We start from the raw sequence: 26859 nt of genomic DNA on the forward strand, positions 1-26859 counted from the left end.
CGGGTATGCTATGGGTAACCGATCAACGCCAGTGAAACCGTCGAGAGAGAGAATGCCTGTGAGTGTGCGGTCCGATTCGTTTGTTGCAGTGAGCACCCCCGAGGAAGCCGTCGACCGCCTGGCGGCCTTGTACGAGCAGGCCACCGCTGCGCTGGGCGATGCGCTGAAGCAGTATATCCGGGACCGAACCCGTCCCACCGCCGAGCAAACCGCCAGATTTCACTATCCGGAACTGCGGCTGGTTTACGACTGCCCGGGCGAGACGCCGACCAGCGTGCGGGCCTACGCCAAGGTACAGGTGCCGGGTACCTACAGCGTCACCGTCACGCAGCCGCAGGCGTTTCGCAAGTATCTGCTCGAGCAGCTGCGTCCGCTCATGCGCGATTTCACCGTGAAGATCGAGGTCGGCGTAAGCGAGCAGCCGATCCCGTATCCCTACGTGGTAGAAGGAGGCGACGAGCTGGCCGGCTCCGGTGTCACGGCCGGAGAGCTGGCGCGCATCTTCCCCAGCACGGACCTGGCCGCCGTGACTGACAGCAACGCCGACGGCCTGTTCGACTGGGAAGCGATGGACCCGCTGCCCCTGGCGCTGTTCGATGCGGCGCGGGTGGATTTTTCCCTGCGCCGGCTGGTGCATTACACCGGCAGTGACTGGCGGCACATACAGCCGTGGATCCTGCTGACCAACTACCACCGGTATGTCGACCAGTTCATCCGCCACGGCCTCGATATGCTCACCGAGGCGTCACGCTTCGAGCGGATGATTCTGCCCGGCAACGTGGTGCTGCGCTGGGGCATGGAGGAGGGCGACATGCAGGCGTTGATCGCCAGCGTGCAGTGGCATCGCTATCAGATGCCCGCCTACCATCTGCAGGCCGCAGACGGAGACGGCATCACGCTGGTCAACATCGGGGTGGGCCCATCGAACGCCAAGAACATCACCGATCACCTCGCCGTGATGCGTCCGCACTGCTGGCTGATGATCGGTCACTGCGGTGGGCTGCGTCAGTCGCAGACGATTGGTGACTACGTGCTGGCGCATGCCTATATGCGCCGGGACGGCATTCTCGATCGCGTCCTGCCGCCGAACATTCCGCTTCCTGCACTGGCCGAAGTACAACAGGCGTTGCAGGAGGCAGCGGCCAAGGTTACAGGTGATCGGGGCGACGCGCTCAAGCGTCGTCTGCGCACCGGCACCGTGCTGACCTACGACGACCGCAACTGGGAGCTGCGCTGGGCGCAGGAAAGGCCGCTGATCAACCAGGCGCGGGCGGTGGCGGTGGATATGGAAAGCGGGACCATTGCTGCGCAGGGCTATCGGTTGCGGGTGCCCTACGGCACGCTCCTGTGCGTGTCAGACAAGCCGCTGCACAGCGAGATCAAGCTCCCGGGCGCCGCCGGCGCCTTCTACGAACGCGCAGTCACCCAGCACCTGCATATCGGCATCACTGCGCTGGAGCTGCTTCGCAGCGAACTCGCTTCGCTGCATTCACGCAAGCTGCGCAGCTTCGATGAGCCGCCGTTCCGCTAATGGGTGGGGGCGGGGTCAGCATCAGCTGAGAGGCAGAATCGTTCGATCAGCTGCTTGAGCAGATCCACCGTTGGCTGAATGCGGTCCATCGCCAGATACTCGTCCGGCTGGTGGGCCTGGTCGATATCGCCCGGTCCGAGAATCAGGGTCTGCATGCCCGCCTGATTGAAATACGGGCCTTCGGTGGCGAAGGCAACGCTGCCTGCGCTGTGGCCGGTCAGCTGCTCGCAAGCCAGTACCAGCGGAGCATTGGCAGGCGTATTCAGCGGAGGAACGCCGGGGAACAGCGGTTTGTAGTCGATCCTGACCTGTCGCTCGGCAGCCACCCTGTGCAGTCTGCTCTGGATATCGGCGCGCAGCGCGTCCGGGTCCATGCCCGGCAGCGGGCGGATGTCGAATTCCAGCGCGCACTTGGCGCAGATGCGATTGGGATTGTCCCCGCCGTGTATGCAGCCAAGATTGAGCGTCGGGGTGGGCACGCTGAATAGCGGGTCATTCCAGCGCTTCTGCCATTGGCCGCGCAGGTCGATCAGACCGGCGATGACCAGATGCATGGCCTCCAGCGCGCTGCGGCCCAGCGACGGGTCGGATGAATGGCCGGCCTGGCCAATGATATCGATCCGCTCCATCAGGATACCCTTGTGCACCCGCACAGGTCGCAGCCCGGTAGGTTCGCCGATTACCGCGTGGCGCGCCTTGGGCTGACCACTGGCCGCCAGTGCGCGGGCGCCGCTCATCGAGCTTTCCTCGTCCGCGGTGGCAAGCACGATCAACGGCTGATGGAAGGGTCGATCCGCATAGGCCCGCGCGGCTTCGATGATCAGCGGAAAAAAACCTTTCATGTCGCAGCTGCCCAGGCCGTACCAGCGGCCGTTCGCCTCGGTCAGTGCAAAGGGATCGAAATTCCACTTCTCCGGATTGCACGGCACCGTGTCGGTATGCCCGGCCAGGACCAGACCGCCTGGACCGCTGCCCAGGGTGGCGATGAGATTGGCCTTGCCTGGCTCGCCGGCTATCGGCTGAATGTCGCAGGCAAAACCCAGCTCGCCCAGCCAGTCAGCCAGCAGATTGATGACCTGCATGTTGGACTGGTCGAACTCGGGCTGGGTGCAACTGATGGAAGGGGCTTTGAGCAGCGCGTCGAACTGCGCCTTGAGCGAGGGTACGGCCATAACGGGCTCCTGGCGGCGAAAGCGGTCTGAATCGTTCAGACCAGCTTACGCGCCGAGAATGTTCCCGTCAGCCGAAAATGCCCTGGAAGATGAAGAAGTAGATGATCGAGAGCGCTGCGCCAGCGGGCAGCGTGATCAGCCAGGAGCTGAAGATCGTACCGATCACGCGCAGATTCAGCGCGCCGATACCCCGCGCGATACCTACCCCAAGCACGGCGCCGACCAGCGTATGGGTGGTCGATACCGGCAGGCCGATACCGGATGCACCGACTACGGTTGCCGCGGTTGCCAGCTCTGCGGCGAAGCCACGGCTGGGCGTCAGTTCGGTGATGTGTTTGCCGATCGTCGCGATGACCCGGTAACCGTAAGTCGCCAGGCCGATCACGATACCTACCGCGCCCAGCAGCAGAACCCAGCCGGGGACCATCGCTGTCTCGGAAACGATGCCGCCTGACTGAAGGGTGCTGACGATGGCAGCGAGCGGACCTACCGCGTTGGCGACGTCATTCGAGCCGTGGGCAAAGGCCATTGCACAGGCGGTGAAGATCATCAGCACGGCGAAGACCTTTTCCACGCTGGCGAAGTGGAAACTCTTGTCTGCTTCCGGGTCGGCCTTGACCCGGGTCAGTAGCGCGACACCCAAGGCCGTAACCAGGAAACCGACCAGTGCTGCGAGTAGGAAGCTTTGCGCGATCGAAAGATCCAGTCCGACGTGCTTGAGCCCCTTGGTCACCGTCATCAGCGTGACGAAAAACCCCACGGCGAACATGTAGAAGGGCACATAGCGCTTGGCATTGGCGAAAGGGTCTTCGGTATCCAGAATCAGCTTGTGCACGCTCATGAAGATCATGAAGGCCACGGTGCCCGAGAGCAGCGGCGAAATGACCCAGCTGCTGACGATCGGGACCACGCCGCCCCAGTCCACCGCTTCCATGGACACGCCAACCGCGCCGAAGCCGATGACGGCGCCGATGATCGAGTGGGTGGTCGATACAGGCCAGCCCTTGATCGACGCGATGAGCAGCCAGGACCCGGCAGCGAGCAGGGACGCCAGCATGCCGAAGATCATCTGTTCCGGGGAGATGAGATCGGAGTCGAGAATGCCGCTTCGAATGGTTTCGGTGACTTCGCCCCCGGCCAGGTACGCACCAAGGAACTCGAACACCATGGCGATCAGAATGGCCTGCTTGATGGTCAGCGCCTTGGAGCCGACCGAGGTGCCCATGGCGTTCGCCACGTCGTTCGCACCGACGCCCCAGGCCATGAAAAACCCGAACAAACAGGCCATAACAAGCAGGATGGTGCCGTATTCCGCAATCAGGGTCATAGCTGAAAAACTCTATTGTGAAGTGAGTGCAAAAAGGCCCGTTCAACGGGCCATGAGCAGTTCCAGACGATTGCCGACGCGTTGCGCCCGGTCGGCCACATCCCCGATCCATTCGATGATCTGATAGAGGAACATCACATCGACCGGAGGCCAGTCCTTTTCGAGTTTGAACAGATCGGCACGGAGCTTGATCTGCAGGTTGTCGGTGTCGTGTTCGATGGCGTCCAGCTCGTCGATCATCCGTTCGACAAGGGTCACTTCACGCCCGGAGAAGCCCGTTTCCAGCAGCTCGTCCAACTCGTTCATCGCGCGCAGTGCCTGGGCTGCGGCGTCGACCGAACGCTCGACGAACTTGCGGAATGCAGGCTGCAGCGGAGTAGGGATCTGCATCTGCCGACCAAGCATCAGCCCGGCTATATCCTTGGCGCGGTTGGCTACTTTGTCCTGTACACTCAGCAGCTCCAGCAGGTCGGTGCGCGGCACCGGCAGGAACAGGCTCTTGGGTAGGTGGATGCGGACATCCTTCTTGAGTTTGTCGGCCTCGCGCTCCAGTACACAGATGTGTTGCTGGACCTTCTCGGCTTCGACCCAGTCGCCGGCGATTACGGCATCGATGAACGGAGTCAGCTGAGCAGCACATTCGTGCGCCTTGGCGATATGCTGTTGCATAGGGCCGATCGGCGAACGACCGAACAGGGTAAGAAACGGATTGCTGGGCATGGCGGCTCCAAGGGCTTGATCAACGCGGCAAATTATAGAGGTTGAACCCGGTTGCGTCATTAAATCGACATCGGATGGTCATATGTCGTTCTCCGCAGCGTCGTTAAGGCATAGGCATGGCTAAAGAAACCGAAATCAAACTGCGGGTGACGCCCGCGACACTCGACGCTCTGCGCGAGCACCCGCTGCTGAACGAGCGACGCACCGGCGACTGGCAAAGCGGCACGCTGTACAACCAGTATTTCGACACCGTAGACCGTGATCTGGCGCGCGCCAAGGTTGCACTGCGCATACGGCGAGACGGCGACACCTTCATCCAGACGCTGAAAAGCCGGGGCCAGAGCGTCGCCGGGTTGTCCGAGCGCAATGAATGGGACTGGTATCTGCAAGGCGATGCGCTGGACCTGTCCCTGCTCGACGACAGCTGCTGGCCAGCGAGCCTGGGCGACCTCGATCGCACTTCCATCGTCCCTCTGTTCACCACGCATTTTCAGCGTACCAAGGCGCTGATCGGCTGGCAGCGCGGTGACGAGACCGTCGAAGTGGAGGTGGCGCTGGACGCCGGCACGGTGCAAGCCGGCGAGCAGCAGGAAACAATATGCGAGTTGGAGCTCGAAGTTCGCCAGGGACCTGCGGTGGCGGTGCTCGAACTCGCCGCCGCGCTGGCTGCCGATCTGCCGTTGATGCCCTGTGATATCAGCAAGGCCGAGCGCGGTTATCGGCTCACCGATCCGGCCAGTTTCGCCCTGCGTCCCGCCGTGCCCGACTGGCAGGCCGAGACACCGGTCGACGAAGTCATTGCAGGCTCCGGCTGGCAGTTGCTCGGCCAGATTCAGCGGCTTGCCGAGCAGTACCGGCACACCGGCCAGTTCAAGCTGTTTCGTGACATGACGGCAGGTATCGCCGAGCTGCGGGCACTGTTCGGCGTGTTCGACATGGGGCTGCCGCGCTCGGCGGCGCAACCCTTCCTTGCGCCGCTCGATCAGCTACTCGATGCGTTTCGTCCGCAGGTCCTCGCCGGCTGGGCCGACGACGAAGCAGGGCAGGCCGCTCGCGATCAGGCGCCCATATCCTTCGATGCCGCTGTCACTGATCCGGCCTGGGGCCAGCTCTTCATTCAACTGGCTCTTTGGTTGCACGTTCGGGGCTGGCAACAGGATCGACCACCGCGTGGCGACCGCATCGGTGCACTGGCTTTGCCGCGCTGGCTGCTCGGCGCGGTAGCGCGGGAAATCCAGGAGCTGCAGGTGCCGCATCACAACGAGCCCGACAGCGCTGTCAGCGAGTGGCTGGATCAGCTGCCCCGCCTGGGACGGCTGCACTATCTGCTGGCGCATTTCCGTACCCATCTCGACGTTCCCGCCGCGGACCGTCTGTTTGGAGAGCTGAACAAGCTGCAGGCGTTGCTTGAACAGTACCCGCTGGTGGACGTCGAGCAGCAGCCGGCTCTCCTCGCAGCCCTGCGCAAGCAGGGGCAACGCCTGCGCAAGCTGGATGCCTGGCGCGAGCTGAACAGCTGAAAGTGGTCACGAAAGGAGAACAGGGATGAATCACTTGCGCGACCTGGCCGTGCCTGGAAGCGACCGGCCTCTGGATCTGGCCGATATCCTCAACGCCCTGGTTGCTCAGGGCCGACTGGAGCTGGAAGCGGCCGAGCAGCTGAGCGTGCTGCGCCGCGCTGCCACCGGCGACAACGCGCGGCTGCACCCACTGGAATTCATTGCCGCTCAGGCGCCAGCCGACAAGGCGCGCCCGGGCAAGACGCTGGATATCGATAGCCTCAGCCGCTGGCTGGCCACCGAAGCCGACCAGCCGTTCTACCGGATCGACCCGCTGAAGATCAACGTCGCAGCAGTCACGCCGCTGATGTCCTTTGCCTTCGCCCAGCGTCACAAGATACTGGCCGTCGAGGTCAACGATCGTGAAGTGACCATCGCCAGCGCTCAGCCCTTTGTCTCCAGCTGGGAAAGCAATCTTACCCATGTGCTCAAGCGCGAAATTCGCCGTGTGGTGGCCAACCCTGCCGATCTGCAGCGCTATTCGGTGGAGTTCTATCGGTTGGCTCGCTCGGTAAGCGGTGCCAATGCCAGTGACCAGAAGAACAGCGTCATCGGCAACTTCGAGCAGCTGCTCAACCTGGGCAGCATGGGTCAGGAGCCGGACGCAAACGATGCGCACGTGGTGAACATCGTTGACTGGCTGTTCCAGTATGCCTTCGAGCAACGCGCCAGTGATATTCACATCGAGCCGCGTCGCGAGACCGGCAGCGTGCGTTTGCGCATCGATGGCGTGCTGCACACGGTGTACACCTTTCCGCTGCAGGTTACGGTGGCAGTGGTGGCGCGCCTGAAGACGCTCGGACGGATGAACGTCGCCGAAAAGCGCAAGCCGCAGGATGGCCGCGTAAAGACCAAGTCGCCCCAGGGCAACGAGGTCGAGCTGCGTCTGTCGACATTGCCGACAGCGTTCGGCGAGAAGATGGTCATGCGGATCTTCGATCCGGATGTGCTGCTGCGAAGCTTCGACAAACTCGGTTTTTCCGGGGAAGACCAGCGCCGCTGGCAGACCATGGTCCAGCAGCCCAACGGCATAATCCTGGTGACCGGTCCCACCGGTTCGGGGAAGACAACCACGCTCTACACCACGCTCAAGCAGCTGGCGACGCCCGAGGTGAATGTCTGCACCATCGAAGATCCGATCGAGATGGTCGAGGACAGCTTCAATCAGATGCAGGTGCAGCACAACATCGATCTGACCTTCGCCAGCGGTGTACGCGCACTGATGCGACAGGATCCGGACATCATCATGATCGGCGAGATACGCGATCTTGAGACCGCCGAAATGGCCATTCAGGCGGCATTGACCGGTCACCTGGTGTTGTCCACGCTGCACACCAATGATGCGCCCAGCGCCGTCAGCCGATTGATCGAGCTGGGCGTGCCGGCGTACCTGATCAAGGCCACCGTGCTGGGCGTCATGGCCCAGCGGCTGGTGCGTACACTGTGCCCGCATTGCAAGGCTCCGACAGACGTCGATGCCGAGGCCTGGCGTGAGCTGACCAGGCCCTGGAATGCCTCCCTGCCGAGCAACGCCCACCGTCCCGTCGGTTGTCCCGAATGCCGGGAAACGGGCTACCGAGGACGTGCGGGCGTGTACGAGCTGATGCCGCTGACCGACACGCTGCGCAGCCACGTCCATACCGACACCGATCTGGATATCCTGCGTCGCCAGGCCTACAAGGAGGGCATGCATAGCCTCCGCCTGTCCGGGGCACAGAAGGTCGGAGCGGGGCTGACGACCATCGAGGAAGTATTGCGCGTCACGCCGACCAGCCAGCACTGAGCTGTCCCGTCGGGTGGTTGATCGGGCCTCTCGCGGCTAGAATGCCGCCCTTACCCGCACACACGCCGGACTGACCATGAATTACCGTCACAGCTATCACGCCGGCAATCACCCCGATGTCTTCAAGCATTCCGTGCTGCAGCGGATGATCCAGTTGCTGCAGCGCAAGGAAGCGCCGTTCTGCTATCTCGACAGCCACGCCGGAACGGCCCTTTATGATCTGCAGGGCGAAGCAGCCAGCAAGACCGGCGAATATGTGGACGGCATCGGCCGCCTGTTCGATCGCACCGACCTGCCTGAGCTGATCGGCGACTACCGTGATGCGGTGGCCCGGCACAATCCGGATGGCGTCCTGCGCCTGTACCCCGGCTCGCCTCAGCTCGTTGCCGACCTGCTCCGCGAGCAGGATAGGATGATCGTCAGCGAGCTGCATCCCGACGACGCCGCAACGCTCAAGGCGCATTTCGCTGACAACGATTCGATAGCCGTGCATCAGCGCGACGGGTACGAACTGCCCAAGGCGTTTCTGCCGGTAGCTGAAAAACGCGCGCTTTGGCTGCTGGACCCGCCGTTCGAACAGATTGACGAGCTCGACTACTGTGTCGAGGCGGTGCAGCTGGCCGTGCAGCGCATGCGGCAGACCATCGTAGCGCTGTGGTATCCGATCAAGGACGAGCGGCTGTTGAGGGGCTTCTATCGCAGCATGGCCGAAGCAGGCCTGCCGAAGGTGCTGCGCGTCGAGCTGGGTGTTCGGCCCACCGACACGCGCATGGGATTGAACGGCTCGGGGTTGATGTTGGTGAACCCGCCCTGGCCGCTCTGGGAAGAGCTCGAAGAGACCCTTCCCTGGCTTGCCAGCACCCTCGCCCAGTCAGGCGAGGGCAGTTGGCGTATGGACTGGCTCGCCGGGCAGCCCTGACCCGGCGTCCGGCGTGGGTTCAGGCGTCTTCCAGCTTGAATGTCAGACCGGCATGCTCGGTGAGACGCTTGATCAGCCTGTGACCCATCGCCGGAGCCGTGGTCCAGATGCCGCCGCCAGTATCGGTAGCGTCGCGCAGCAGACACATGGCGCTTTCTGCAATCATCCGTGACGTCGACCCGTAGCCCGGGTCGCGCTTGCCGGCCACACTGGCGCGCAGGGTACGGCCGTCATCGGCTTCGCCGATGAACAGCACATCGTAGAAGCCGTTTTCCCGCTCCTCGGCGGTGGGTCCCTCGCCGGGCTTGGGCGCCTTGTCGCTTGATAGTGACCGGTCGCCCGCCACCGCATCGGCGGTCGCCTTGCCCTGGTCGCCGGGCCCCGTGAGCAGCATCTCGTCGTACACGAAGTCGGTGCCGTAGGCATGGTTCATCAGCGCGTTGGAGCGATGCACGTTGCGCGTGTTGATTGCAGCCATGATGAACGGTGCCGCCCAGCTGCCGAGTTGCTCGTCGTATTCGGGTTTACTGGCTGGCGGTTGCGCCGGTCCGTCGAAGCCTGGCGCGAGGGCGAACGGATTGCCCAGCAGCTTGAGAATCTCGGGATTCTCCTTCGCGGCCTGCATCGTCGCCTTCAGGCTGGCCGCCGTGCCGCCGGAGAAGGTTCCCTTCATCTTGCGAACACGTCCCTTGACGCGGGGGACCGTACTGCCGAAGCGCTCGCGAGCGGCCTCCTGCAGGAAGAACACGCCGAGGTCGAACGGAATCGAGTCGAAGCCGCAGGAAAAGACGATACGGGCACCGGATTGCTTTGCAGTCTGCTCGTGCGCATCGATCATCTGGCGCATCCATGCCGGCTCGCCGCACAGGTCGACGTAGTCGGTGCCAGCCTTGGCGCAGGCCGCCACCAACGGCGAGCCGTAAAGCTGATATGGGCCCACGGTGGTGATGATCACCCGCGTGCGCTTGACCAGCGCATCGAGGCTGGCCGGATCGTCGGTATCGGCCACCAGCAGGGGCGTGTCCGCTGGCGCGCCGATCTGGTCGCGTACCTCGGCAAGCTTTGCCTGGTTACGGCCAGCCATGGCCCAGCGTAGCCCTGCGTCGTCGGCATATTCCTGAGCCAGATACTCGGCAACCAGTCGGCCGGTGTAGCCCGATGCGCCGTAGACGATGATGTCGAATTCCGCACTGTCGCTCATGGGTAGATGCTCCTGTTCGTGTGGCCAAGCTTCGGCTGAATCATTGATAGCAAGGGCGTGCGTTTGTGCTCTGCCTGCCTACTATTGCCGAGCCAAGGGAACACAGCGGCGGCGAGGTGGTCAAGTTAAGGTGTGAGGCACCTAGTCTGACATTCATTCAGAATCAAATCAGGAGCGAACCTATGGCCGCTGCAAACAATGAAAGCCCCATGAGCAAAGTCAGCAAGGATACTGAGCAGGAAGCAAACACTGGACGTGACGCCGTGATGGCTGCCTACAACAACCTGCTGGAAGCCAAGGAGCATTTCAAGCGCGCCGCTGGCACCGCCGGTATCGATCTCAAGAACGAGGCCAATAGCCGCTACTCGCAGGGCAAGGTCAAGGCCGGCGAGTGGAACGAGCAAGCCAATTCCTTCATCCGTGAACGTCCCCTCGCTGCAGTGGGTATTGCCTTCGCGGCCGGCTTTGTAGTGTCCAAGCTCTGCACGTCCTCGAAGAAATGAGTACGATCCCCGACGAAAACCGCCCGGGGAGCGGTGATCCGGCAAGTGCCGATCCAGACAGCCACACCGGTCCTGCCGAGTGGCTGGAGTGGGCAAAGCAGGCAACGGTAACAGCAGGCGATTTCTTCAAATTGCTGTTCGCCGAGCTGGGCCTGGCCGTGTCCGATGCCAAGCGCATCGCCGTGCTTGGCCTCGCCATGTTGCCGCTTGGCCTGCTCGCCTGGATCGGATTGTCGGTGTTGCTCGCCTGGCTGGCATACGTGCCCAGCGAGTCGGTAGCGCTGGGAATCGGAGTGTTCATTGCGGTACAGGTTGTGCCGATTCTGATCATGCTTGGAATGATCAAGAAGTACAGCAAGAGCCTGTCGTTGCCTGCCACCAGCCGGCAGATTCAAGCCTTCAAGGAGGGCTATCAGAATGGCGAAAAAACGGAAGGATCAGCTACAGAAGATTCAGGATCTGGACGATCGTCTGAAGATGGAACACAGTCTGGTAAAGCTTGAAGGGCAGAAGCACTGGGAGTCGATTCGCAATAATGTCTCCCCGATGTGGCTGGTAGGTGGAGGTCTTGCGTTGGGCGTGGTGATCGGCGCTCTGAAGGGCAGCACGCAGGCTGGATTGTTCGGTACGGCCTTCAAGGGCCTGCGTATCTGGCACTTGGCGCACGCCTTCTCGGGCGGCTCAGGCATGGATCCGGAAATTGATGCATGACCGACAGGAGCGGCACGGAGCCGTTCGGCCAACCTTCGGAACCGCCGAGCTCATCATCTGACGACGAGCTGCCTCAGCCCAGACCCTCCAGATTGCTGGTCTGGTTGCTGGGGTTGGCTCTGTTGTACACCCTCTACTTCGCCAAATCCCTGATCATGCCACTTGTCGTGGCATTGCTGTTCGCACTTCTGCTGAGCCCGGTTGTAAGCGGCCTGAAACGTCTTCATGTCCCACGCACGCTGTCGGCCGTGGTGCTGCTCGGACTGCTGCTGGGCCCCTTTACTGTGCTCGCAGTACAGCTTTCCGAGCCTGTGCAGAAATGGGCCAAGCGCATGCCGGAGCTTTCGGCAACGCTCGCCGAGCAGGTCGATTCGCTGACCGATGCTTTTGATCTCTCCGAACCCACGATTCCCGAGCCTCCGCCCAGGGCAGAACCTGAAGAAGGGGGGTTCCGTCTATTCGGTTTTCTCCGGCGCGACGAGCCGCCGGCTCCGGAACCCGCGCCGCAGCAGAGGCAGGAAGATCAGGAGGGCGGGGAAGTAACCGCACGCATCAAGCAGGGCGGCATCGAGGTGCTGGTCTCGGTGTTGAGTGCCACGCCCATGGTGATTGCCCAGTTCCTGACGGCGATCATTCTGATCCTGTTCCTGTTGATCTTCGGTCCAAGCCTGTTCGCCAACTTCATCCAGATCTGTCCGGAAGTGAAGAACAAGCGCATCAGCGTGATACTGGTCCGTACCATCCAGAAGGAGCTCTCGCGGTATATCGTCACGGTGACCGTCATCAACGCGTGTCTGGGCATGGTCACGGGCGGGGCGCTATGGCTGATGGGCGTTGAGGACGCCCTGTTATGGGGAGTACTGGTCGCATTGGTCAACTATGCGCCGTACGTGGGGCCGTTGATCGGGATACTCATACTCGGTCTGGCCGGCCTGGCGCAGTACGGGCTGGAGTGGGCGGCGCTGATTCCGGCGCTGGTGTACTTCTCCATAAATCTGCTCGAGGCGCAGTTCGTTACCCCGACTGTTCTCGGTATGCACATGCGGCTGAACCCGCTGGTGATCATGGTCTGGCTGATCATCTGGGGATGGTTGTGGGGTGCCGTCGGGGTGTTGTTGGCAGTCCCCCTTCTGGTGTGTGTGAAACTGATTGCAGGACAGCTCAACGTCTTCCCGACCTGGGTGCGGCTGATCGAAACCCAGCCATCGTTCAAGCCGGATCAGGCGGACGCTTGACCAGCACCAGGGCGCCGACGATCAGCGCGCCGCCGATCAGCATGCGCAGCGTGGGCTGTTCGCCAAACAGATACCAGGCGAAGAGAATTCCATAGACGGGCTCGAGCGCGAAGAACAGCGACGCTACACGTGCCTTGAGTACCGCCAGACTGGCGACGAACAGACCGTGTGCAAGTCCGGTGCAGAGCAGGCCGAGTAAAGCGATCCACAGCCAGTCCAGCGGCGGCATCGCAAGCAGGGCAGTGCCGCTGATCGGCACGAGGCACAGCAGGATGAACAGGTTCTGCCAGCAGGCGACCTGCACGGGCGACAGGTCGACGCTGGTCAGCCTGTTCCCCACTGATACCGCAGCGAAGCACAGCCCCGATAGCACGGCCCAGAGCAGCCCGGTGGTGGCCTGCGCGCCCAGCTCGAAATGCGGCGTGACCAGTATCAGGCCGATGACAATCAGCGCAACTTTCAGCAGATCCCGGTTACTGGGCGCCTCCCGCCAGCCGGCCCATTCCAGCAGAACCACGAAGGCAGGAAAACTCGCGAAGCCCAGCGTGGCTATGCCGACCCCGGCGATCTTTACCGAATGGAAGAACGTGAGCCAGTGCGTGCCGAGCAATAACCCGCAGAGAGCCAGCTGTAGCAGCCGGGTCAGAGTCAGGCCAGTCAACATGCGTTGGCGGAACAGCTGGGCGAACAGCAACAGTGCGACAACCGCGAACACTGCGCGGCCAAGCACGATGGTACCGGGGCCGGCAGTGGCGAGCTTGCCGAAAATGCCGGTCATGCCGAACATCAGCGCGGCGACATGCATGCTCGCCAGCGCCCGGCCATGGGTCATGGGAATCGTATTCAAGGCGTCTGTCTACCGCGCCCCTGGCAGGGCGAATCCGAATGAGCCGCATAGTCTAGCGGCCACGCTTCGTCCGGTCGATTCGTCGGCGCTCTCAAGCTCGCGCTAGAATAACCGATAGCGTAATAGCACCCTGCCATAAGACAATCGGAGAGCCACTTGAGCGACACTGCCACACGAGGATTGCAGCAATGGATCGTTCGCCTGCAAAAGGCCGAGCTGCCCGCCATGTCGGTAGTTGTCCACGACCTGCTGCGCCTGTCGCAGTCCGAGACCGCCTCTGTCCGCCAGCTCGCCGACGTGCTGCTGCGCGATGCCTCGCTGACGTCCAAGGTACTCCGGGTCAGCAACAGCGTTTACTGCAATCCGGGGCGCGAAGTGGTGAAGACCATCTCGCGGGCGGTGGTAGTCATCGGCTTCGATCAGGTGCGCATGATCGGTCTGTCCGTCAGCCTGCTCGACGGGTTGCTCAAGGGTTCGCCAAGGGATCAGCTGCAATCCCTGCTGGCGCGTTCGTTCCATGGCGCCATGCAGGCGCGCAACCTCGCCCAGTACATCTCGCTGGCCGAGAAGGAAGAGATATTCATCGCCACGCTGCTACGCCACCTCGGTGAACTGGCTTTCTGGAGCCAGGCGAATGCTGCCGAGGCAGAGCGGATGGTGGTTGCGCTCGAGGCATCGCCGGATGACCGCGAGCGGGCCTCGAAAGACGTGCTGGGAACGAGCTTCGATCAACTGACGCTGGGCCTTCTGAAGACCTGGAATCTGGGGGAAATTGGTCAACTGGTGCAGGCCAGTCGAACCGCCAACGGGCCGGCGGCGCGCACCGTGGCCCTCGGCTCGGCGATTGCCCAGACTGCCGAGCGCGGCTGGGGCACCGAAGCGATGCAGGATCTGGCTCGGCAGGTCGCCGGCCTGATCGGGGTGGCGCCGGACGAAGCCATGCAGCAGATACTTGCCAGTACCGACGAAGCCATTCACGTGGCCGGGACCTGCGCCAATGGCGACCTGGGAGCCTGGATTCCTCGTACCAACGAACTGCCGCTGGATCTCTCTGCGCTGCTGGCCATCGACGCCGAGCCTGCGCATCAGGCGCGCAGTGTGGTGCAGGAACCGCTTCTGCAGCCGAATCTGGACATGCTCAAGCTTTCGCTGCAGAACATGGCACTCATGAGCAAGAGCCCGATCAACGTGGACACCACACTCAGTACGCTGATGAATGGCCTGCACCTCGGGGTAGGGCTGGAGCGCGTAATGCTGGCGGTGCTGGCGGACAATCAGTCACGCTTCAAGGCGCGGCGGGTGATCGGCAAGGGCACGCAGCACTGGACGCAGGACTTCAATCTGCAATGCTCGAAGAACGATACGAATATCTTCAGCTACGCACTGGAGCAGCGCGAAGCACTGTGGGTCGGCACCGCCAAGAGTGCGGCGTTGAATGGGATGGTACCGCAGCAGATGCGTGACTGGCTGGGTGATGGAATGTTCTTCATTGCGCCGATTCTGGCCGGCAATCGCCAGATCGGGGTGCTGTACGGTGATATGCGAATCTCCGGTCGCGCCTTGAGCGCCAGTCAGTTTGCGGCGTTCAAACGCTTCACCGAGCTGACCGGCGCCTGTCTCAATGCGCTGAGTCGCCGCAGCTGATCAGCCGCGCGGCATGCACACCCCGGTGCCGCCCAGTCCACAGTAGCCACCGGGGTTCTTGTCCAGATACTGCTGATGGTAGGCCTCGGCATAGTAGAAGGTGGGCGCCGGCATCACTTCAGTGGTGATCGGATTGAGTCCCGCCTCCTGCAATGCGTCAGCGAACTGCGCCTTGCTGGCCTCGGCATGGGCATGCTGCATGGGGCCGTAGACATAGATGCCCGAGCGATACTGGGTTCCCATATCGTTACCCTGTCGCATGCCCTGCGTCGGATCGTGGGCTTCCCAGAACACCTTGAGCAGATCGTCCAGCGAGACCTGATCCGGGTCATACACGACCAGCACCACTTCGTTGTGCCCGGTGCGACCGGAGCAGACCTCTTCGTATGTCGGATTGGGTGTCAGCCCGCCGCAATACCCTGCCGCGGTGGTGTACACGCCAGGTACTTCCCAGAACCGCCGCTCGGCGCCCCAGAAACAGCCCATGCCAAAGATGATCTGCTGCATGCCGTCCGGAAAGGGCGGTTTTATCGGCGTGCCCAGCACGGTGTGGGTGCTGGAAGTGGGCACCGGATCGCTGCGGCCGGGCAGCGCCTCGTCCGGCGTGGGCAGGCGCAGTTTGTGTTCGGGGACGCGTTGCGAAAACATGGCGAACTCCTGGTCAGAGCGAAGGACTGTTGGACCCAGTGTAGGGATTTGTGCCGGCGATGCCAGCACCGAAAAGCCGCCGCAGCCGGTCAGGATCCGGCTGGCCGGTCCAGCAGCAGCTCCAGCGTGGCGTTGTCGGTGGCACCCAGGGCGATGAAGTAGGGGTTGAGCCAGGTGTCGCGGGTCGGATAAGCGAAGCGCTGGCCGTGCAGGTCGATCACCTGGCCGCCTGCGCCCTCGACCACGGCCTGAGCTGCAGCGGTGTCCCACTGGCTGGTCGGTCCGAAGCGCGGGTACAGGTCGGCCTCGCCCGCGGCGATCTGGCAGAATTTCAGTGAGCTGCCGATGCTGACGGTTTTGATCGCGCGGTGCGCGGCAAGTCGCTCGAGCAGCGCTTGCTGCTCGGGCGTGGAATGCCGGCGGCTGGCCACCACCACCAGTGGGTCGGACGCTTCGCGCACCCGTATGGGTATGGCATCGCCTTCACCGATCCGCCGCCAGGCACCGATGCCGTGACCGCCCCAGTACATCTGGTCACGAGCGGGTATGCCGACCACGCCCAGCGTGACCTGGCCCTGCTCGACCAGCGCGATATTCACGGTGAATTCATCGCTTGCGCTGATGAACTCCTTGGTTCCGTCCAGGGGGTCGACCAGCCAGAAACGTTCCCAGCCTGTGCGTGTTTCAAGCGGTACGTCGGCGTCCTCTTCGGAGAGGACGGGAATCTCCGGCGTAAGCCTTCGCAGACCGTCGGCGATCAGACGGTGCGCAGCCAGATCAGCCGCGGTCACGGGTGACTCGTCGGACTTGGCCATGACCTCCAGCGGCTTGTTCCACCACGTCAACGTGGCCTTGCCGGCTTCCCGCGCCAGTGCGCAGAGTTGTTCGAAAGGTATCGGCAGGCTCAACGCTGCAGTTCTCCGCGCTGCTCAAGCAGGTCGCGTACCAGATAGAGCGCAGCCAGCGCACGGCCCTCACTGAAGTTGGGCTGGCCGGCGAGGGCGGACAGCGCGTACAGGTCGACGCTGTCAACGCGAATCGGCTCGGGTTCATCGCCGGGCAGACGTTTTTCGTACAGGTCGCGGGCCAGTACAACCGCGATCGACTGACTCATGTAGCCCGGCGACAGCGACAGGTGAGTGATGTATTCCAGTTGGCGCGCGCCAAAGCCGGCCTCTTCCATCAGCTCGCGATTGGCTGCGTCGAGCACATCCTCGCCGGGCTCGACCAGTCCCTTGGGCACCGACAGCTCGTAGCTGTCGGTGCCGCCGCAGTACTCCTCGATCAGCAGCGCGGTGCGTGCGTCACGCATGGCCACAACCATGACCGCTCCGTAGCCCTGGCCCTTGTTCACCAGCCGTTCGTAGGTGCGCTCGACGCCGTTGGAGAAACGCAATTGCACCTGCTCGACAGTAAACAGCCGGCTTCTGGCGACAATGCTGGCGTCGAGTTTCTCGGGCTTCTGCGGCATGCGGGCTCCGTGGTGTGGGCGGGACGGCTTCGGTATCATAGCCGCACATGCCGCAAAGCCCAACCGCACATGCTCAACTGGAACGATATCGACACCGTCCTGCTGGATATGGATGGCACCCTGCTCGATCTGCATTTCGACAACCACTTCTGGCTGGAATACATGCCCCGGCGCTATGCCGAGCATCACGGCCAGTCACTGGAGTGGGCCAAGGCCGAGGTCTATCCCCTGATGCGTGCCAAGCAGGGCCAGCTCGAATGGTATTGCCTGGACTACTGGACCCGGGAATTGAACTTGCCGATCGTCGAGCTTAAGCGCGAGATCGCTCATCTGATCAGCCTGCGCCCCGACGCCCGGGATTTTCTGGCAGCGCTGCAGCACAGCGGTCGGCAGGTCATTCTCATCACCAATGCTCACCGCGGCTCGTTGTCGCTGAAAATGGAGCGGGTCGAGCTGATGACCTATTTTCAGCGTCTGATCAGCTCTCATGACTTCGGCTTCCCCAAGGAAGCGCAGGCGTTCTGGCATGCATTGCAAGCGGAGATTCCCTTTGACCCGCAGCGCACGTTGTTCATCGATGACAGCCTGAACATACTGCGCGCGGCCCGCGATTTCGGTGTGGGATCGCTGCTTGCCGTGCGTCAGCCCGATAGCCGCAGCGCCCCGCGCGACACCGAAGAGTTCGATGCAGTCGAAGACTACGCCGTGCTGACGCGCGGACTCGAGAAAAAACCCTCCAATACTCGCTGACGTCGCGGAACGGGAACGCCCTGCGGCAGTCAGAACCGCACAGGTTCGTGTTCGTGGGGCAATTCGTGTCCGGTATCAGTCAGCATGGCGAAGTACGACGTTCGCTCTGGTACGCGGTGCTCGTCGGCATCGGCGTCATGGCTGCTCTGGATGAAATCGTCTTTCATCAATGGCTGCAGTGGCATCACTTCATTGATTTCGCCACGCCCTTCATCGGGATAGTGTCGGACGGGGTGCTCCACGCTGTTGAGCTGCTCGCCACAGTGGCCGGCTTCGCTGCGCTTGTCGGACTTGCCCGCGAGCAGGCGTTGAACCGCGCAGCGGCATGGGCCGGCGCGTTGCTGGGCGCCGGTGGTTTCCAGTTGTTCGACGGACTTGTCAATCACAAGGTCCTGCGCATTCATCAGGTGCGCTACGGGGTTGATCCGCTGCTCTACGACCTGGCCTGGAATGCAGCGGGCGTCGCCCTGCTGATCGCCGGCCTTTGCGTACTTATTCGTTTGCCCAGGGAGGGCAGGGATGTCGCTCGATAATCTACTGACGGGTCTCGGCGCCACCGGGCCGGCCATGTTTGCCGTTGCACTGGCGGCGGCCTACTTTGCCTGCCAACTGCGCGTGCAGCTCGCCGAAAAGGCCTGGTCGAGCTGGCGCAGCCTGAGCTTCGCCGGTGGCTGCCTGATGATGGCCCTGGCTCTTGCACCGCCCTTCATGCACTGGGCCCACGAGGACTTGCGCGGACACATGTTGCAGCACCTGGTGCTCGGCATGCTGGCCCCCATCGCGCTGGTTCTGGGTGCTCCGATCAGTCTGGGCTTGCAGGCCCTGCCGCGCTGGGGCGCGCGTCTTATCACCTGGACGCTGGCAACCCGTTGGCTGCGCTGGATAAGTCACCCGGTTGGGGCGCTGACGCTCAACATTGGCGGTATGTACCTGTTGTACCTCTCACCGCTGTACGCAGCGTCACTCGATTCCCGCTTTCTCCAGGGGGTGCTCCATCTGCATTTTCTGGTGGCCGGGTATCTGTTCAGCTGGGCGGTGCTTGCCGGCCCGGATCGCGCGCCGCGGAGGCCGTCCATGCGCCTGAGAGTGGGCGTCTTGTTCGCTGCCATTGCGCTCCATGCAGTGCTCGCCAAGCTCATGATCATCTGGCAGTTGCCGGTCGCCGTCGCCCATCCTCCGGCGATGATCGAGACGGCGGCCAAGCTGATGTTCTACGGCGGGGATCTGATCGAGCTGCTGCTGGCAGCGCTGCTGTTCGCCAGCTGGTATCGGGAGCGCGTCCGGCAGGGACGTAGCTTCACCGATCTGCCGGTTCCGGGCGGGCCTCGGCCCTGATGCTCAGCCCTTGCCGCGGGTTCGGGTCTGGTTGGGCCGGGCGTTTTTCTCTATATAGTCGATGATCAGGCCGGCCACGTCGCGGCCGGTGGTGGTCTCGATTCCTTCGAGCCCCGGAGATGAATTGACCTCCATCACCACCGGACCGTGATTCGAACGCAGGATATCCACGCCCGCCACATTCAGCCCCATCACCTTGGCCGCGCGCACTGCAGTCATCCGTTCTTCCGGCGTGATCTTGATCAGGCTGGCTGTGCCGCCGCGGTGCAGGTTGGAGCGGAATTCGCCGGCCTTGGCCTGACGCTTCATCGAAGCGATGACCTTGTCACCGACCACCAGGCAACGGATGTCTGCGCCGCCGGCCTCGCGGATGTATTCCTGCACCATGATGTTGGCCTTCAGACCCATGAAGGCTTCAAGCACCGATTCCGCGGCCTGTTCCGTTTCGCACATCACCACGCCGATGCCCTGGGTGCCTTCGAGCAGCTTGATCACCAGCGGCGCACCGCCCACCATGCTGATCAGGTCGGGAATGTCGTCGGGGGAGTGAGCAAAGCCGGTGACCGGCAATCCCACGCCCTTGCGGGCCAGCAGCTGCAGTGAGCGCAACTTGTCACGAGAGCGGCTGATAGCCACCGACTCGTTCAGGGGAAACACCCCCATCATTTCAAACTGGCGCAGCACGGCAGAGCCGTAAAAGGTGATCGAGGCCCCGATGCGCGGAATGACCGCGTCGAATCCTTCCAACACCTGGCCCTTGTAGTGAATCGCCGGCTTGTGGCTGGTGATGTTCATGTAGGCGCGCAGGGTATCGATAACGCTGACTTCATGGCCGCGCTCGCGCGCAGCTTCCACTAACCGTCGCGTCGAGTAGAGATTCGGATTACGCGACAGAACCGCAATTTTCATGATGAATTGTTCAGCCTTGAGCAAATTGAGAAGTTTGGGGTTTGTCCTGCACGAAGCGCGTTCCGGGATTGATGACCAATTGGCCGTCAAGCATGGCGGTGCAGCCAAGCAATACCCTATAGCGCATGTCCTTGCGGCAGGTCAGGGTGAATTCCACCAGCCAGCAGCGATCGCCCAGCACCAGGGGGGTGCGAATGACGTGACGCTCCTGCATATGACCGTTGGAACTCTTGATTCGTTTAACGTCGACCCGTTCGGCTTCGCAGCGCTTGCCGCGCAGGTTGGATCGAGCGCCAGTATGCGCCGTGAAGCGGACCCAGGTAACGCCGTCACGCTCGAACGTCTCGATGTCACTGGCGTGGAGGGCTGACGTCCTGGCGCCGGAATCGACCTTGGCCATGACCTGATTGATACCCAGGTCGGGCAGTCCTATCCACTCGCGGAGGCCGATCACGCTCAGGTGGTCAAAGGTTTTCATGTTGCGTCTCCTTATCCCGCCCACAGATGGCGCGCATCATGGGGCAAGTCATCCGTTCCCACAAGCCTGTTAGACTCATCGGAAAGGGGAGTACAGACGCGATGACAGACGAAGGCAAGGTGCGGCTGGACAAATGGCTGTGGGCCGCACGTTTTTTCAAGACCCGGGCGCTGGCCAAGGCGGCGATCGAAGGGGGCAAGGTGCAGTGCCAGGGTGAGCGCTGCAAGCCGGGCAAGGAGCCCGGAATCGGCGATGTTTTCGAGATTCGCCAGGGTTTCGATGTCCGCTTCGTCGAAGTGAAGGCGTTGAGCGGACAACGCCGGGGAGCGAGCGAAGCGCAGTTGCTGTACGAGGAAACCGCCGACAGTATCGCGCGCCGTGAGGCGGCGGCAGCACGGCGCAAGGCCATGGGTGCCGGGGCGGTCATCAGCGAACATCGCCCGACCAAGAAGCAACGGCGGGACATCCATCGGTTCCGCGACGAGCGCAACGCGCCGTCCGGAGACTAAGTCGCTATAATTCAGCCTTTTTGCAGGTGCAACCATGCAGTCTACGGACGTCACCCAGCGCTTTCTGTTCGATAATGCCGACGCTCGCGGCCAACTGGTTTCACTCGAGCTGGCCTACCGCGAGATTCTCGCCAAGCATGATTATCCCGAACCCGTGCGCGCGCTTCTCGGTGAAATGCTGGCCGCTTCGGTCCTGCTGTCGACCGCCATCAAGTTCGACGGCCTGCTCATCCTGCAGGCGCGCTCTTCCGGACCGCTCTCCACGCTGATGATCGAGTGCTCGAGCAGTCAGGAGGTGCGTGGCATCGCCCGCTACGCCGATGATCTGGCGGGCGAGCGGCTGAACGAACTGATGCCGGACGGCCTGTTGGCCATCACCATCGACCCTGACAACGGCCAGCGCTATCAGGGCATCGTTTCCCTGGAGGGCGGCACGCTGGCGAATGCGCTGGAAGGATACTTTGCCAACTCCGAGCAATTGCCTACCCAGTTCCGTCTGGTTGCCGACGGGCGAGTCGCCCGCGGCTTCATGCTGCAGGCGCTGCCGGCCGATCGCCAGCCGGACCCTGAACAACGGGCTGCTACCTGGGAGCACCTGTCGATCCTGGCCAACACACTCAGCGCCGAAGAGCTCATCAGTCTGGATAACCAGACGGTGCTGCGCCGCCTTTATCACGAAGAGGATGTGCGCCTGTTCGATGAAAGCCCGGTGATATTCAAATGCAGTTGCTCGGCGGAACGATCCGGTAACGCAATTGTCAGTTTGGGACGTGAGGATGCGTTGGCTCTGCTGGATGAGCGGGGCGGCGAAGTGGCGGTTGATTGCCAGTTCTGTAATGCCTCCTATCGCTTTGACCGTGAGGCACTGGAAGGTTTGTTCGAAGCGGCAGAGGAGCGTGCCAGGGGTCTTCATTGAAAACTTGCCAGCTCGGCCGGGATCTCCGATTCCGGCCATAGGTTCTATGTATGAGCCAAGGCGGTGAGATTTAGCGCGGCAGGGTTTTTTTTGGCATAATGGCGCCTTTGCGCGATGCTCTGGCGCTGATATAGACGCTGTAAAAACCCTTTCTCCCCTAGGTGCTGAGGCCGAGCCGATCGGTCTTTATGGAAATTTCGGTCGAGGCCGAAGAGGACGACGTTAGATGACGCATGCTAGCAACACTGTTTATACCGACCTGAGTATCGCCCACCTGATCGAGCTGGCTGTTCAGCGCAACGAAGGCCAGCTGGCCGATACCGGGGCGCTGGTGGTCAAGACCGGTGAGCGCACTGGCCGTTCGCCGATGGACCGCTTCATCGTTGACGAGCCGTCCACCAGCGACGCCATTGCCTGGGGGCCGATCAATCGCAAGTTTCCCGCCGAGAAGTTCGACGCGCTCTGGGACCGGGTGACGGCCTATGTCGCAGGCCGCGACAGCTTCGTTTCGCATGTGCATGTCGGCGCGGATCCCGAGCATTACCTGCCGGTCGTGATGACCACCGAAACGGCCTGGCACAACGTGTTCGGTCGCACGCTGTTCATCAATCCTCCGCGCCACAACCCGGCCGACAAGCCGGTCTGGCAGATTCTCAATGCGCCCTACTTTACCTGTGAGCCGGAGCGTGACGGGACCAACAGTGACGGCTGCGTCATCATCAATTTCGCCCAGCGCAAGGTTCTGCTCGCAGGCATGCAGTACGCCGGTGAAATGAAGAAAGCCATGTTCTCGGTTCAGAACTTCCTTCTGCCGGCCAAGGACGTATTGCCGATGCACTGCTCGGCCAACGTGGGTGACGAGGGCGATACTACGTTGTTCTTCGGTCTGTCCGGCACTGGCAAGACCACGCTGTCCGCTGACGAGTCGCGCAACCTGATCGGTGATGACGAGCACGGCTGGGCCGAAGGCAGCGTCTTCAACATCGAAGGCGGTTGCTACGCCAAGTGTATCGACCTGTCGCAGAAGAACGAGCCGGTCATCTGGAATGCCATCAAATTCGGCTCGATCGTCGAAAACGTGGTGATCGATCCGGAAACCCGCGTAGCCGATTACACCGATGTCAGCCTCACGCAGAATACGCGCGTTGCCTATCCGCTGGAGCACGTTCGCAAGCGTGTGGTAGAGAACCGCGCCGGTGAGCCGAACGCGATCATCTTCCTCACGTGCGACCTGACCGGCGTGCTGCCGCCCGTGTCGATCCTTAACAATGAGCAGGCGGCCTATCACTTCCTGTCCGGCTACACGGCGCTGGTCGGCTCCACCGAAATGGGCTCGGGTAGCGGCATCAAGTCGACGTTTTCCACCTGCTTCGGCGCGCCGTTCTTCCCGCGTCCGGCCGGCGAGTACGCTGAACTGCTGATCAAGCGCATCAATGGTTTCAACAGCAAGGTGTACCTGGTCAACACCGGTTGGACCGGTGGTGGCTATGGCGAGGGCACTCGCTTCAGCATCCCGACTACCCGCGCAATCATCGCCGCGGTTCAGTCCGGCGCGCTGATCGGTGCCGAGACCGAGCACCTTCCGGTGATCAATCTGGACGTGCCGAAGTCGGTACCCGGTGTGGACAGCAAGCTGCTCAACCCGCGCAACACCTGGTCCGATCCGGCGAAATACGACGCTGCAGCGAAGGAGCTGGCGCGTTTGTTCACCGAGAACTTCAAGAAGTTCGAGGTGGCCGAGTCGATCGTCAAGGCGGGTCCCTCTGCCTGATTCGCACGCTTCAATGGTGTGAAAAAACCCGCCTTCCGGCGGGTTTTTCGTTTTTCGCAGGGCGACGCAACCCATTGATTACAAAAGGCGGGAAAAAGTGTTGACAGTACCTGCCGGGCCGGTAAAATGGCGCGCCTCAGCAGGGGTTATGTGACAGCTTCAAGGTCCCTGTCGAGGCGTTTGAGATAATTCCGCGATAGCTCAGTCGGTAGAGCAAATGACTGTTAATCATTGGGTCCCTGGTTCGAGTCCAGGTCGCGGAGCCATCTTCTACGATATCGGGGTATAGCGCAGTCTGGTAGCGCGCCTGCTTTGGGAGCAGGATGTCGGGAGTTCGAATCCCCCTACCCCGACCATTTTTATATGGGTCGTTAGCTCAGTTGGTAGAGCAGTTGGCTTTTAACCAATTGGTCGTAGGTTCGAATCCTACACGACCCACCATCTTCGATATATCTTCCTCCGCCGATCTTGCCTCACAGGCATCGTTTTGCGCATCGGTGCGCAAGCGAACCGATCGGTTCCCGCATGGCCCAAGCAGATATCTATTCAGCATGGAGCATGTTCTTGTCCTCCCTCGATTCTTCCACCGCAAGCCGTCTCGCGCAGATCGCCCTGGGCCATGTGCAGCGCGAATATCCGCATTCCGAAACCGTGCGCAGCCACGGGCCTGAGGACAGCGCTGGTACCCCTTGTAGCGATCATCCGATCTTCTTTGGCAGCTATGACTGGCATTCCTGCGTGCATGGCCACTGGCTGCTTGCGCGACTGCTACGGCGGTTCCCTGGGTTACCTGAAGCCGCAGCGATAACGGCATTGTTCGAAAGCAGCTACACGGCTGAAAAGGTCTTACGGGAGCTGGCGTTTTTCGACAGGCCGGGGCGGGCAGGCTTCGAGCGGCCGTATGGTTGGTGTTGGTTTTTCAAGCTGTTCAGCGAACTGGATCAGCTTGAGGCTCAGCACCTGGGGCGCTGGACCAGCGCGCTGCAGCCATTCGCGGACAGACTGTCGGAGCTGCTTAAGCTCTATCTGCCACGTCTGCTATACCCGATCCGTAGCGGCGCTCACAACAATACCGCTTTTGCGCTGCTACTGGCGGGCGACTTCGCCTTCCGATTCGATCCTGGTCTGCATGAGCAGATTTCCGAGCAGGCGAGCCGGTATTTTCTCCCGGATCGGGATTACCAGGGCTGGGAGCCGGGCGGGGAGGATTTTCTATCGCCTGGCTGGCAGGAGGCATTGCTCATGCAGCAGGTGCTTGGTGATGCGTTCCCGGCGTGGTTCGACGCATTCCTGCCGCATCTGGCTGACGGTAGCCCGGCCCAGTTGCTACATCCGGTCCAGGTTTCCGATCGAAGCGATGGCCGTCTGGCTCATCTGGATGGGTTGAACCTCAGTCGGGCATGGTGCATGCGAGAAGTCGCGGAAGGTCTACCGGCAGATCATCGGACGCGGGCGATACTGGTCACCGCTGCTGAGAGCCATCTGCAGGCGGGTGCCGGTCACCTGCAGGATGACTACATGGGCGAGCATTGGCTCGCGACGTTTCTGGTGTTGGCACTCGACGGGCGCTAGCGCCTCAATGCAGCTTCAGACGCGGTTCGGTGCTGCGCCCGATGCGGTCACTGAGCATCAGCATCATGGTCCTTGGCAGCCCGTACAGCGCCATCTGATGCATCCGGTACAGGGATATGTAGAACATCCGGGCGAGTTTGCCCTCAAGCATCACGCTGCCGGTCAGGTTCCCCATCAGGTTGCCGACCGCATCGAAGCTGGCCAATGAGATCAGCGAGCCGTAATCCTTGTAGGTGTATTCCTGCAGCGCCTTGCCTTCGAGCAGCCGTTTGAAGTTCTTCGCCAGCAAGCTCGCCTGCTGATGCGCGGCCTGGGCGCGGGGCGGCACCGTCCGGCCTTCTTCGCCGGTGGGGCAGGCGGCGCAATCGCCGAATGCGAAGATGCGCGGCTCGTTCGGTATCTGCAGCGTACGCGTGACCACCAGCTGATTGATCCGGTTGGTTTCCAGTCCCAGCTGCGTGAGAAAAGCCGGAGCCTTGATGCCGGCGGCCCACACCTTGAGCGATGCAGGGATTCTTTCGCCATTGGCCAGCAGCAGGCCGTCGGCGGTCACTTCCTTGACCGGCGAGCCGGTATGGATGTGCACGCCCAGGTTGTTCAGCGTGTGCGTTACCGGTTCGCTGATCCGTTCGGGTAGCGCAGGCAGCACCCGGTTGCTGGCCTCGACCAGGTTGATGTTGAGATCTTCCGGGCGGATTCGGTCCAGTCCGTAGGCCTGCAGCATTCGCGCGGCGTGATTGAGCTCGGCCGCCAGTTCCACTCCGGTAGCGCCGGCGCCGATGATCGCGACGTTGATCGGCTCACCCGGGGTATGCTCGATAGCCTGCGCCTTCATGTACTGGTTGAGCAGCAATCGGTGGAAGCGCTCGGCCTGCGCGCGGGTATCGAGAAACAGGCAATGCTCGGCAGCCCCGGCGGTATTGAAGTCGTTGGTGTTGCTGCCTACCGCTATGACGAGATAGTCGTAGCCCAGCTGACGTTCGGGGATCAACTCGCTGCCTTTCTCATCCTTGATCGCGGCCAACGTCACCTTGCGCTGCTCTCGGTCCAGCCCGGTCATGGCGCCCAGCTGAAAGTGAAAGTGATTCCACTTGGCCTGGGCCACGTAATTGAGTTCATCTTCGGTGGAGTTGAGCGATCCGGCGGCCACTTCATGCAGCAGCGGCTTCCAGATGTGGGTCATGTTGGCGTCAGCCAAAGTGATCTGGGCGCGTTTCTTCTTTCCGAGCGTGCGGCCAAGGCGGGTGGCGAGTTCCAGACCGCCGGCACCGCCACCCACCACGAGGATACGCGGCAGGGCGGTTTGCGTTTCTGATTGCGACATTAACGAGACTCATCTGCTAAACGG

At 62.1% G+C, this 26859-nt stretch carries 27 protein-coding genes and 3 tRNA genes; 19 read left to right on the forward strand and 11 right to left on the reverse strand.

The window, feature by feature from the left end; all coding sequences use genetic code 11:
- The first annotated feature begins 52 nt into the window (after window positions 1–52).
- A complete protein-coding gene (gene amn / locus KEM63_RS02555; protein ID WP_423747825.1) occupies window positions 53–1531 on the forward strand; it encodes an AMP nucleosidase in 1479 nt (492 codons plus the stop codon).
- On the opposite strand, the gene argE is transcribed toward amn, so the two are convergent.
- From argE to KEM63_RS02570, 3 genes are all read right to left on the reverse strand, one after another.
- A complete protein-coding gene (gene argE / locus KEM63_RS02560) occupies window positions 1528–2703 on the reverse strand; it encodes an acetylornithine deacetylase (RefSeq protein WP_223654652.1) in 1176 nt (391 codons plus the stop codon). The genes amn and argE overlap by 4 nt on opposite strands.
- Window positions 2704–2770: 67 nt before the next feature.
- Window positions 2771–4030 (reverse strand): inorganic phosphate transporter, encoded by a 1260-nt coding sequence (locus tag KEM63_RS02565; protein ID WP_223654653.1) that lies wholly within the window; start codon window positions 4028–4030, stop codon window positions 2771–2773.
- Between the two features lie 42 nt (window positions 4031–4072).
- Window positions 4073–4750, reverse strand: a complete 678-nt coding sequence (locus KEM63_RS02570) for a TIGR00153 family protein (protein ID WP_223654654.1) — start codon at window positions 4748–4750, stop codon at window positions 4073–4075.
- Between the two features lie 116 nt (window positions 4751–4866).
- Here KEM63_RS02570 and KEM63_RS02575 point away from each other — a divergent pair, with 116 nt between their 5' ends.
- The 3 genes from KEM63_RS02575 (at window position 4867) to KEM63_RS02585 (ending at window position 9011) form a co-directional block, all read left to right on the forward strand.
- Window positions 4867–6270 (forward strand): CYTH domain-containing protein, encoded by a 1404-nt coding sequence (locus KEM63_RS02575; RefSeq protein ID WP_223654655.1) that lies wholly within the window; start codon window positions 4867–4869, stop codon window positions 6268–6270.
- A 25-nt stretch (window positions 6271–6295) separates the two neighbouring features.
- Window positions 6296–8092, forward strand: a complete 1797-nt coding sequence (gene tfpB / locus KEM63_RS02580) for a type IV pilus assembly ATPase TfpB (protein WP_223654656.1) — start codon at window positions 6296–6298, stop codon at window positions 8090–8092.
- A 76-nt stretch (window positions 8093–8168) separates the two neighbouring features.
- Complete coding sequence (locus tag KEM63_RS02585; RefSeq protein ID WP_223654657.1) at window positions 8169–9011, forward strand: 23S rRNA (adenine(2030)-N(6))-methyltransferase RlmJ; 843 nt, start codon at window positions 8169–8171, stop codon at window positions 9009–9011.
- Window positions 9012–9030: 19 nt separating this feature from the next.
- Here the strand turns inward: KEM63_RS02585 and KEM63_RS02590 are convergent, their stop codons facing one another.
- Window positions 9031–10212 carry a saccharopine dehydrogenase family protein gene (locus KEM63_RS02590; protein WP_223654658.1) on the reverse strand — a complete coding sequence of 394 codons (1182 nt, stop codon included), beginning with the start codon at window positions 10210–10212 and terminating at the stop codon, window positions 9031–9033.
- A gap of 209 nt (window positions 10213–10421) precedes the next feature.
- Here KEM63_RS02590 and KEM63_RS02595 point away from each other — a divergent pair, with 209 nt between their 5' ends.
- The 4 genes from KEM63_RS02595 to KEM63_RS02610 are packed head-to-tail and all read left to right on the forward strand — an operon-like array spanning window position 10422 to window position 12661.
- Window positions 10422–10715, forward strand: coding sequence for a hypothetical protein (locus KEM63_RS02595; protein WP_223654659.1), 294 nt, complete (start codon window positions 10422–10424; stop codon window positions 10713–10715).
- Window positions 10712–11218, forward strand: a complete 507-nt coding sequence (locus tag KEM63_RS02600) for a hypothetical protein (protein ID WP_223654660.1) — start codon at window positions 10712–10714, stop codon at window positions 11216–11218. Before KEM63_RS02595 ends, KEM63_RS02600 begins: the two co-directional genes overlap by 4 nt.
- The gene (locus KEM63_RS02605) at window positions 11193–11426 is read left to right on the forward strand and encodes a hypothetical protein (protein ID WP_223654661.1); all 234 of its coding nucleotides are present in this window, start codon (window positions 11193–11195) and stop codon (window positions 11424–11426) included. The genes KEM63_RS02600 and KEM63_RS02605 overlap by 26 nt, the downstream gene beginning before the upstream one ends.
- Window positions 11423–12661, forward strand: coding sequence for an AI-2E family transporter (locus tag KEM63_RS02610; RefSeq protein ID WP_223654662.1), 1239 nt, complete (start codon window positions 11423–11425; stop codon window positions 12659–12661). The genes KEM63_RS02605 and KEM63_RS02610 overlap by 4 nt, the downstream gene beginning before the upstream one ends.
- On the opposite strand, the gene KEM63_RS02615 is transcribed toward KEM63_RS02610, so the two are convergent.
- The gene (locus tag KEM63_RS02615) at window positions 12636–13493 is read right to left on the reverse strand and encodes a DMT family transporter (RefSeq protein WP_223655795.1); all 858 of its coding nucleotides are present in this window, start codon (window positions 13491–13493) and stop codon (window positions 12636–12638) included. The two genes, KEM63_RS02610 and KEM63_RS02615, sit on opposite strands and share 26 nt — an antisense overlap.
- Before the next feature lie 240 nt (window positions 13494–13733).
- Between KEM63_RS02615 and KEM63_RS02620 the strand changes: the two genes are divergently transcribed.
- Window positions 13734–15152 (forward strand): HDOD domain-containing protein, encoded by a 1419-nt coding sequence (locus tag KEM63_RS02620; RefSeq protein ID WP_223655796.1) that lies wholly within the window; start codon window positions 13734–13736, stop codon window positions 15150–15152.
- On the opposite strand, the gene msrA is transcribed toward KEM63_RS02620, so the two are convergent.
- The 3 genes from msrA to nudE form a co-directional block, all read right to left on the reverse strand.
- Window positions 15153–15800 (reverse strand): peptide-methionine (S)-S-oxide reductase MsrA, encoded by a 648-nt coding sequence (gene msrA / locus KEM63_RS02625; RefSeq protein WP_223654663.1) that lies wholly within the window; start codon window positions 15798–15800, stop codon window positions 15153–15155. It abuts the gene before it with no gap.
- Between the two features lie 89 nt (window positions 15801–15889).
- Window positions 15890–16708 (reverse strand): 3'(2'),5'-bisphosphate nucleotidase CysQ, encoded by an 819-nt coding sequence (gene cysQ / locus KEM63_RS02630; RefSeq protein ID WP_223654664.1) that lies wholly within the window; start codon window positions 16706–16708, stop codon window positions 15890–15892.
- Window positions 16705–17271, reverse strand: coding sequence for an ADP compounds hydrolase NudE (gene nudE / locus KEM63_RS02635; protein ID WP_223654665.1), 567 nt, complete (start codon window positions 17269–17271; stop codon window positions 16705–16707). Before nudE ends, cysQ begins: the two co-directional genes overlap by 4 nt.
- A 69-nt stretch (window positions 17272–17340) precedes the next feature.
- Here nudE and yrfG point away from each other — a divergent pair, with 69 nt between their 5' ends.
- Genes yrfG through KEM63_RS02650 form a run of 3 tightly spaced genes read left to right on the forward strand, consistent with a single transcriptional unit; the run spans window position 17341 to window position 19356 of the window.
- Entirely contained in the window at window positions 17341–18021 is a 681-nt protein-coding gene (gene yrfG, locus KEM63_RS02640; protein ID WP_223654666.1) for a GMP/IMP nucleotidase, read from the forward strand.
- Window positions 18022–18074: 53 nt separating this feature from the next.
- Entirely contained in the window at window positions 18075–18554 is a 480-nt protein-coding gene (locus tag KEM63_RS02645; RefSeq protein ID WP_223654667.1) for a DUF2243 domain-containing protein, read from the forward strand.
- Window positions 18541–19356 (forward strand): cytochrome c oxidase assembly protein, encoded by an 816-nt coding sequence (locus KEM63_RS02650; RefSeq protein WP_223654668.1) that lies wholly within the window; start codon window positions 18541–18543, stop codon window positions 19354–19356. The genes KEM63_RS02645 and KEM63_RS02650 overlap by 14 nt, the downstream gene beginning before the upstream one ends.
- A 3-nt stretch (window positions 19357–19359) precedes the next feature.
- Here KEM63_RS02650 and rimK read toward each other — a convergent pair whose 3' ends face one another.
- Both rimK and rimB read right to left on the reverse strand, forming a co-directional pair.
- Window positions 19360–20265, reverse strand: coding sequence for a 30S ribosomal protein S6--L-glutamate ligase (gene rimK / locus KEM63_RS02655; protein ID WP_223654669.1), 906 nt, complete (start codon window positions 20263–20265; stop codon window positions 19360–19362).
- A gap of 10 nt (window positions 20266–20275) precedes the next feature.
- Window positions 20276–20743: a retropepsin-like aspartic endopeptidase RimB gene (gene rimB / locus KEM63_RS02660; RefSeq protein ID WP_223654670.1), complete on the reverse strand. Its 468-nt coding sequence runs from the start codon at window positions 20741–20743 to the stop codon at window positions 20276–20278.
- Window positions 20744–20844: 101 nt separating this feature from the next.
- Here rimB and KEM63_RS02665 point away from each other — a divergent pair, with 101 nt between their 5' ends.
- From KEM63_RS02665 to KEM63_RS02695, 7 genes are all read left to right on the forward strand, one after another.
- A complete protein-coding gene (locus KEM63_RS02665) occupies window positions 20845–21252 on the forward strand; it encodes an RNA-binding S4 domain-containing protein (protein ID WP_223654671.1) in 408 nt (135 codons plus the stop codon).
- A gap of 34 nt (window positions 21253–21286) precedes the next feature.
- On the forward strand, window positions 21287–22168 hold the full coding sequence (gene hslO, locus KEM63_RS02670; RefSeq protein WP_223654672.1) for an Hsp33 family molecular chaperone HslO: 882 nt from the start codon (window positions 21287–21289) through the stop codon (window positions 22166–22168).
- A gap of 226 nt (window positions 22169–22394) precedes the next feature.
- Complete coding sequence (locus KEM63_RS02675; RefSeq protein WP_223654673.1) at window positions 22395–23939, forward strand: phosphoenolpyruvate carboxykinase; 1545 nt, start codon at window positions 22395–22397, stop codon at window positions 23937–23939.
- 190 nt (window positions 23940–24129) lie between these two features.
- Window positions 24130–24205: transfer RNA gene (locus tag KEM63_RS02680), tRNA-Asn, on the forward strand.
- Window positions 24206–24218: 13 nt separating this feature from the next.
- A tRNA-Pro gene (locus KEM63_RS02685) sits at window positions 24219–24295 on the forward strand.
- A 9-nt stretch (window positions 24296–24304) separates the two neighbouring features.
- Window positions 24305–24380: transfer RNA gene (locus KEM63_RS02690), tRNA-Lys, on the forward strand.
- A 123-nt stretch (window positions 24381–24503) separates the two neighbouring features.
- The gene (locus KEM63_RS02695; protein WP_223654674.1) at window positions 24504–25511 is read left to right on the forward strand and encodes a DUF2891 domain-containing protein; all 1008 of its coding nucleotides are present in this window, start codon (window positions 24504–24506) and stop codon (window positions 25509–25511) included.
- Between the two features lie 4 nt (window positions 25512–25515).
- On the opposite strand, the gene KEM63_RS02700 is transcribed toward KEM63_RS02695, so the two are convergent.
- Window positions 25516–26835: an NAD(P)/FAD-dependent oxidoreductase gene (locus KEM63_RS02700; RefSeq protein ID WP_223654675.1), complete on the reverse strand. Its 1320-nt coding sequence runs from the start codon at window positions 26833–26835 to the stop codon at window positions 25516–25518.
- Between the last annotated feature and the right edge of the window lie 24 nt (window positions 26836–26859).

It is taken from the genome of Halopseudomonas nanhaiensis (assembly GCF_020025155.1).
GTDB lineage: Bacteria > Pseudomonadota > Gammaproteobacteria > Pseudomonadales > Pseudomonadaceae > Halopseudomonas > Halopseudomonas nanhaiensis.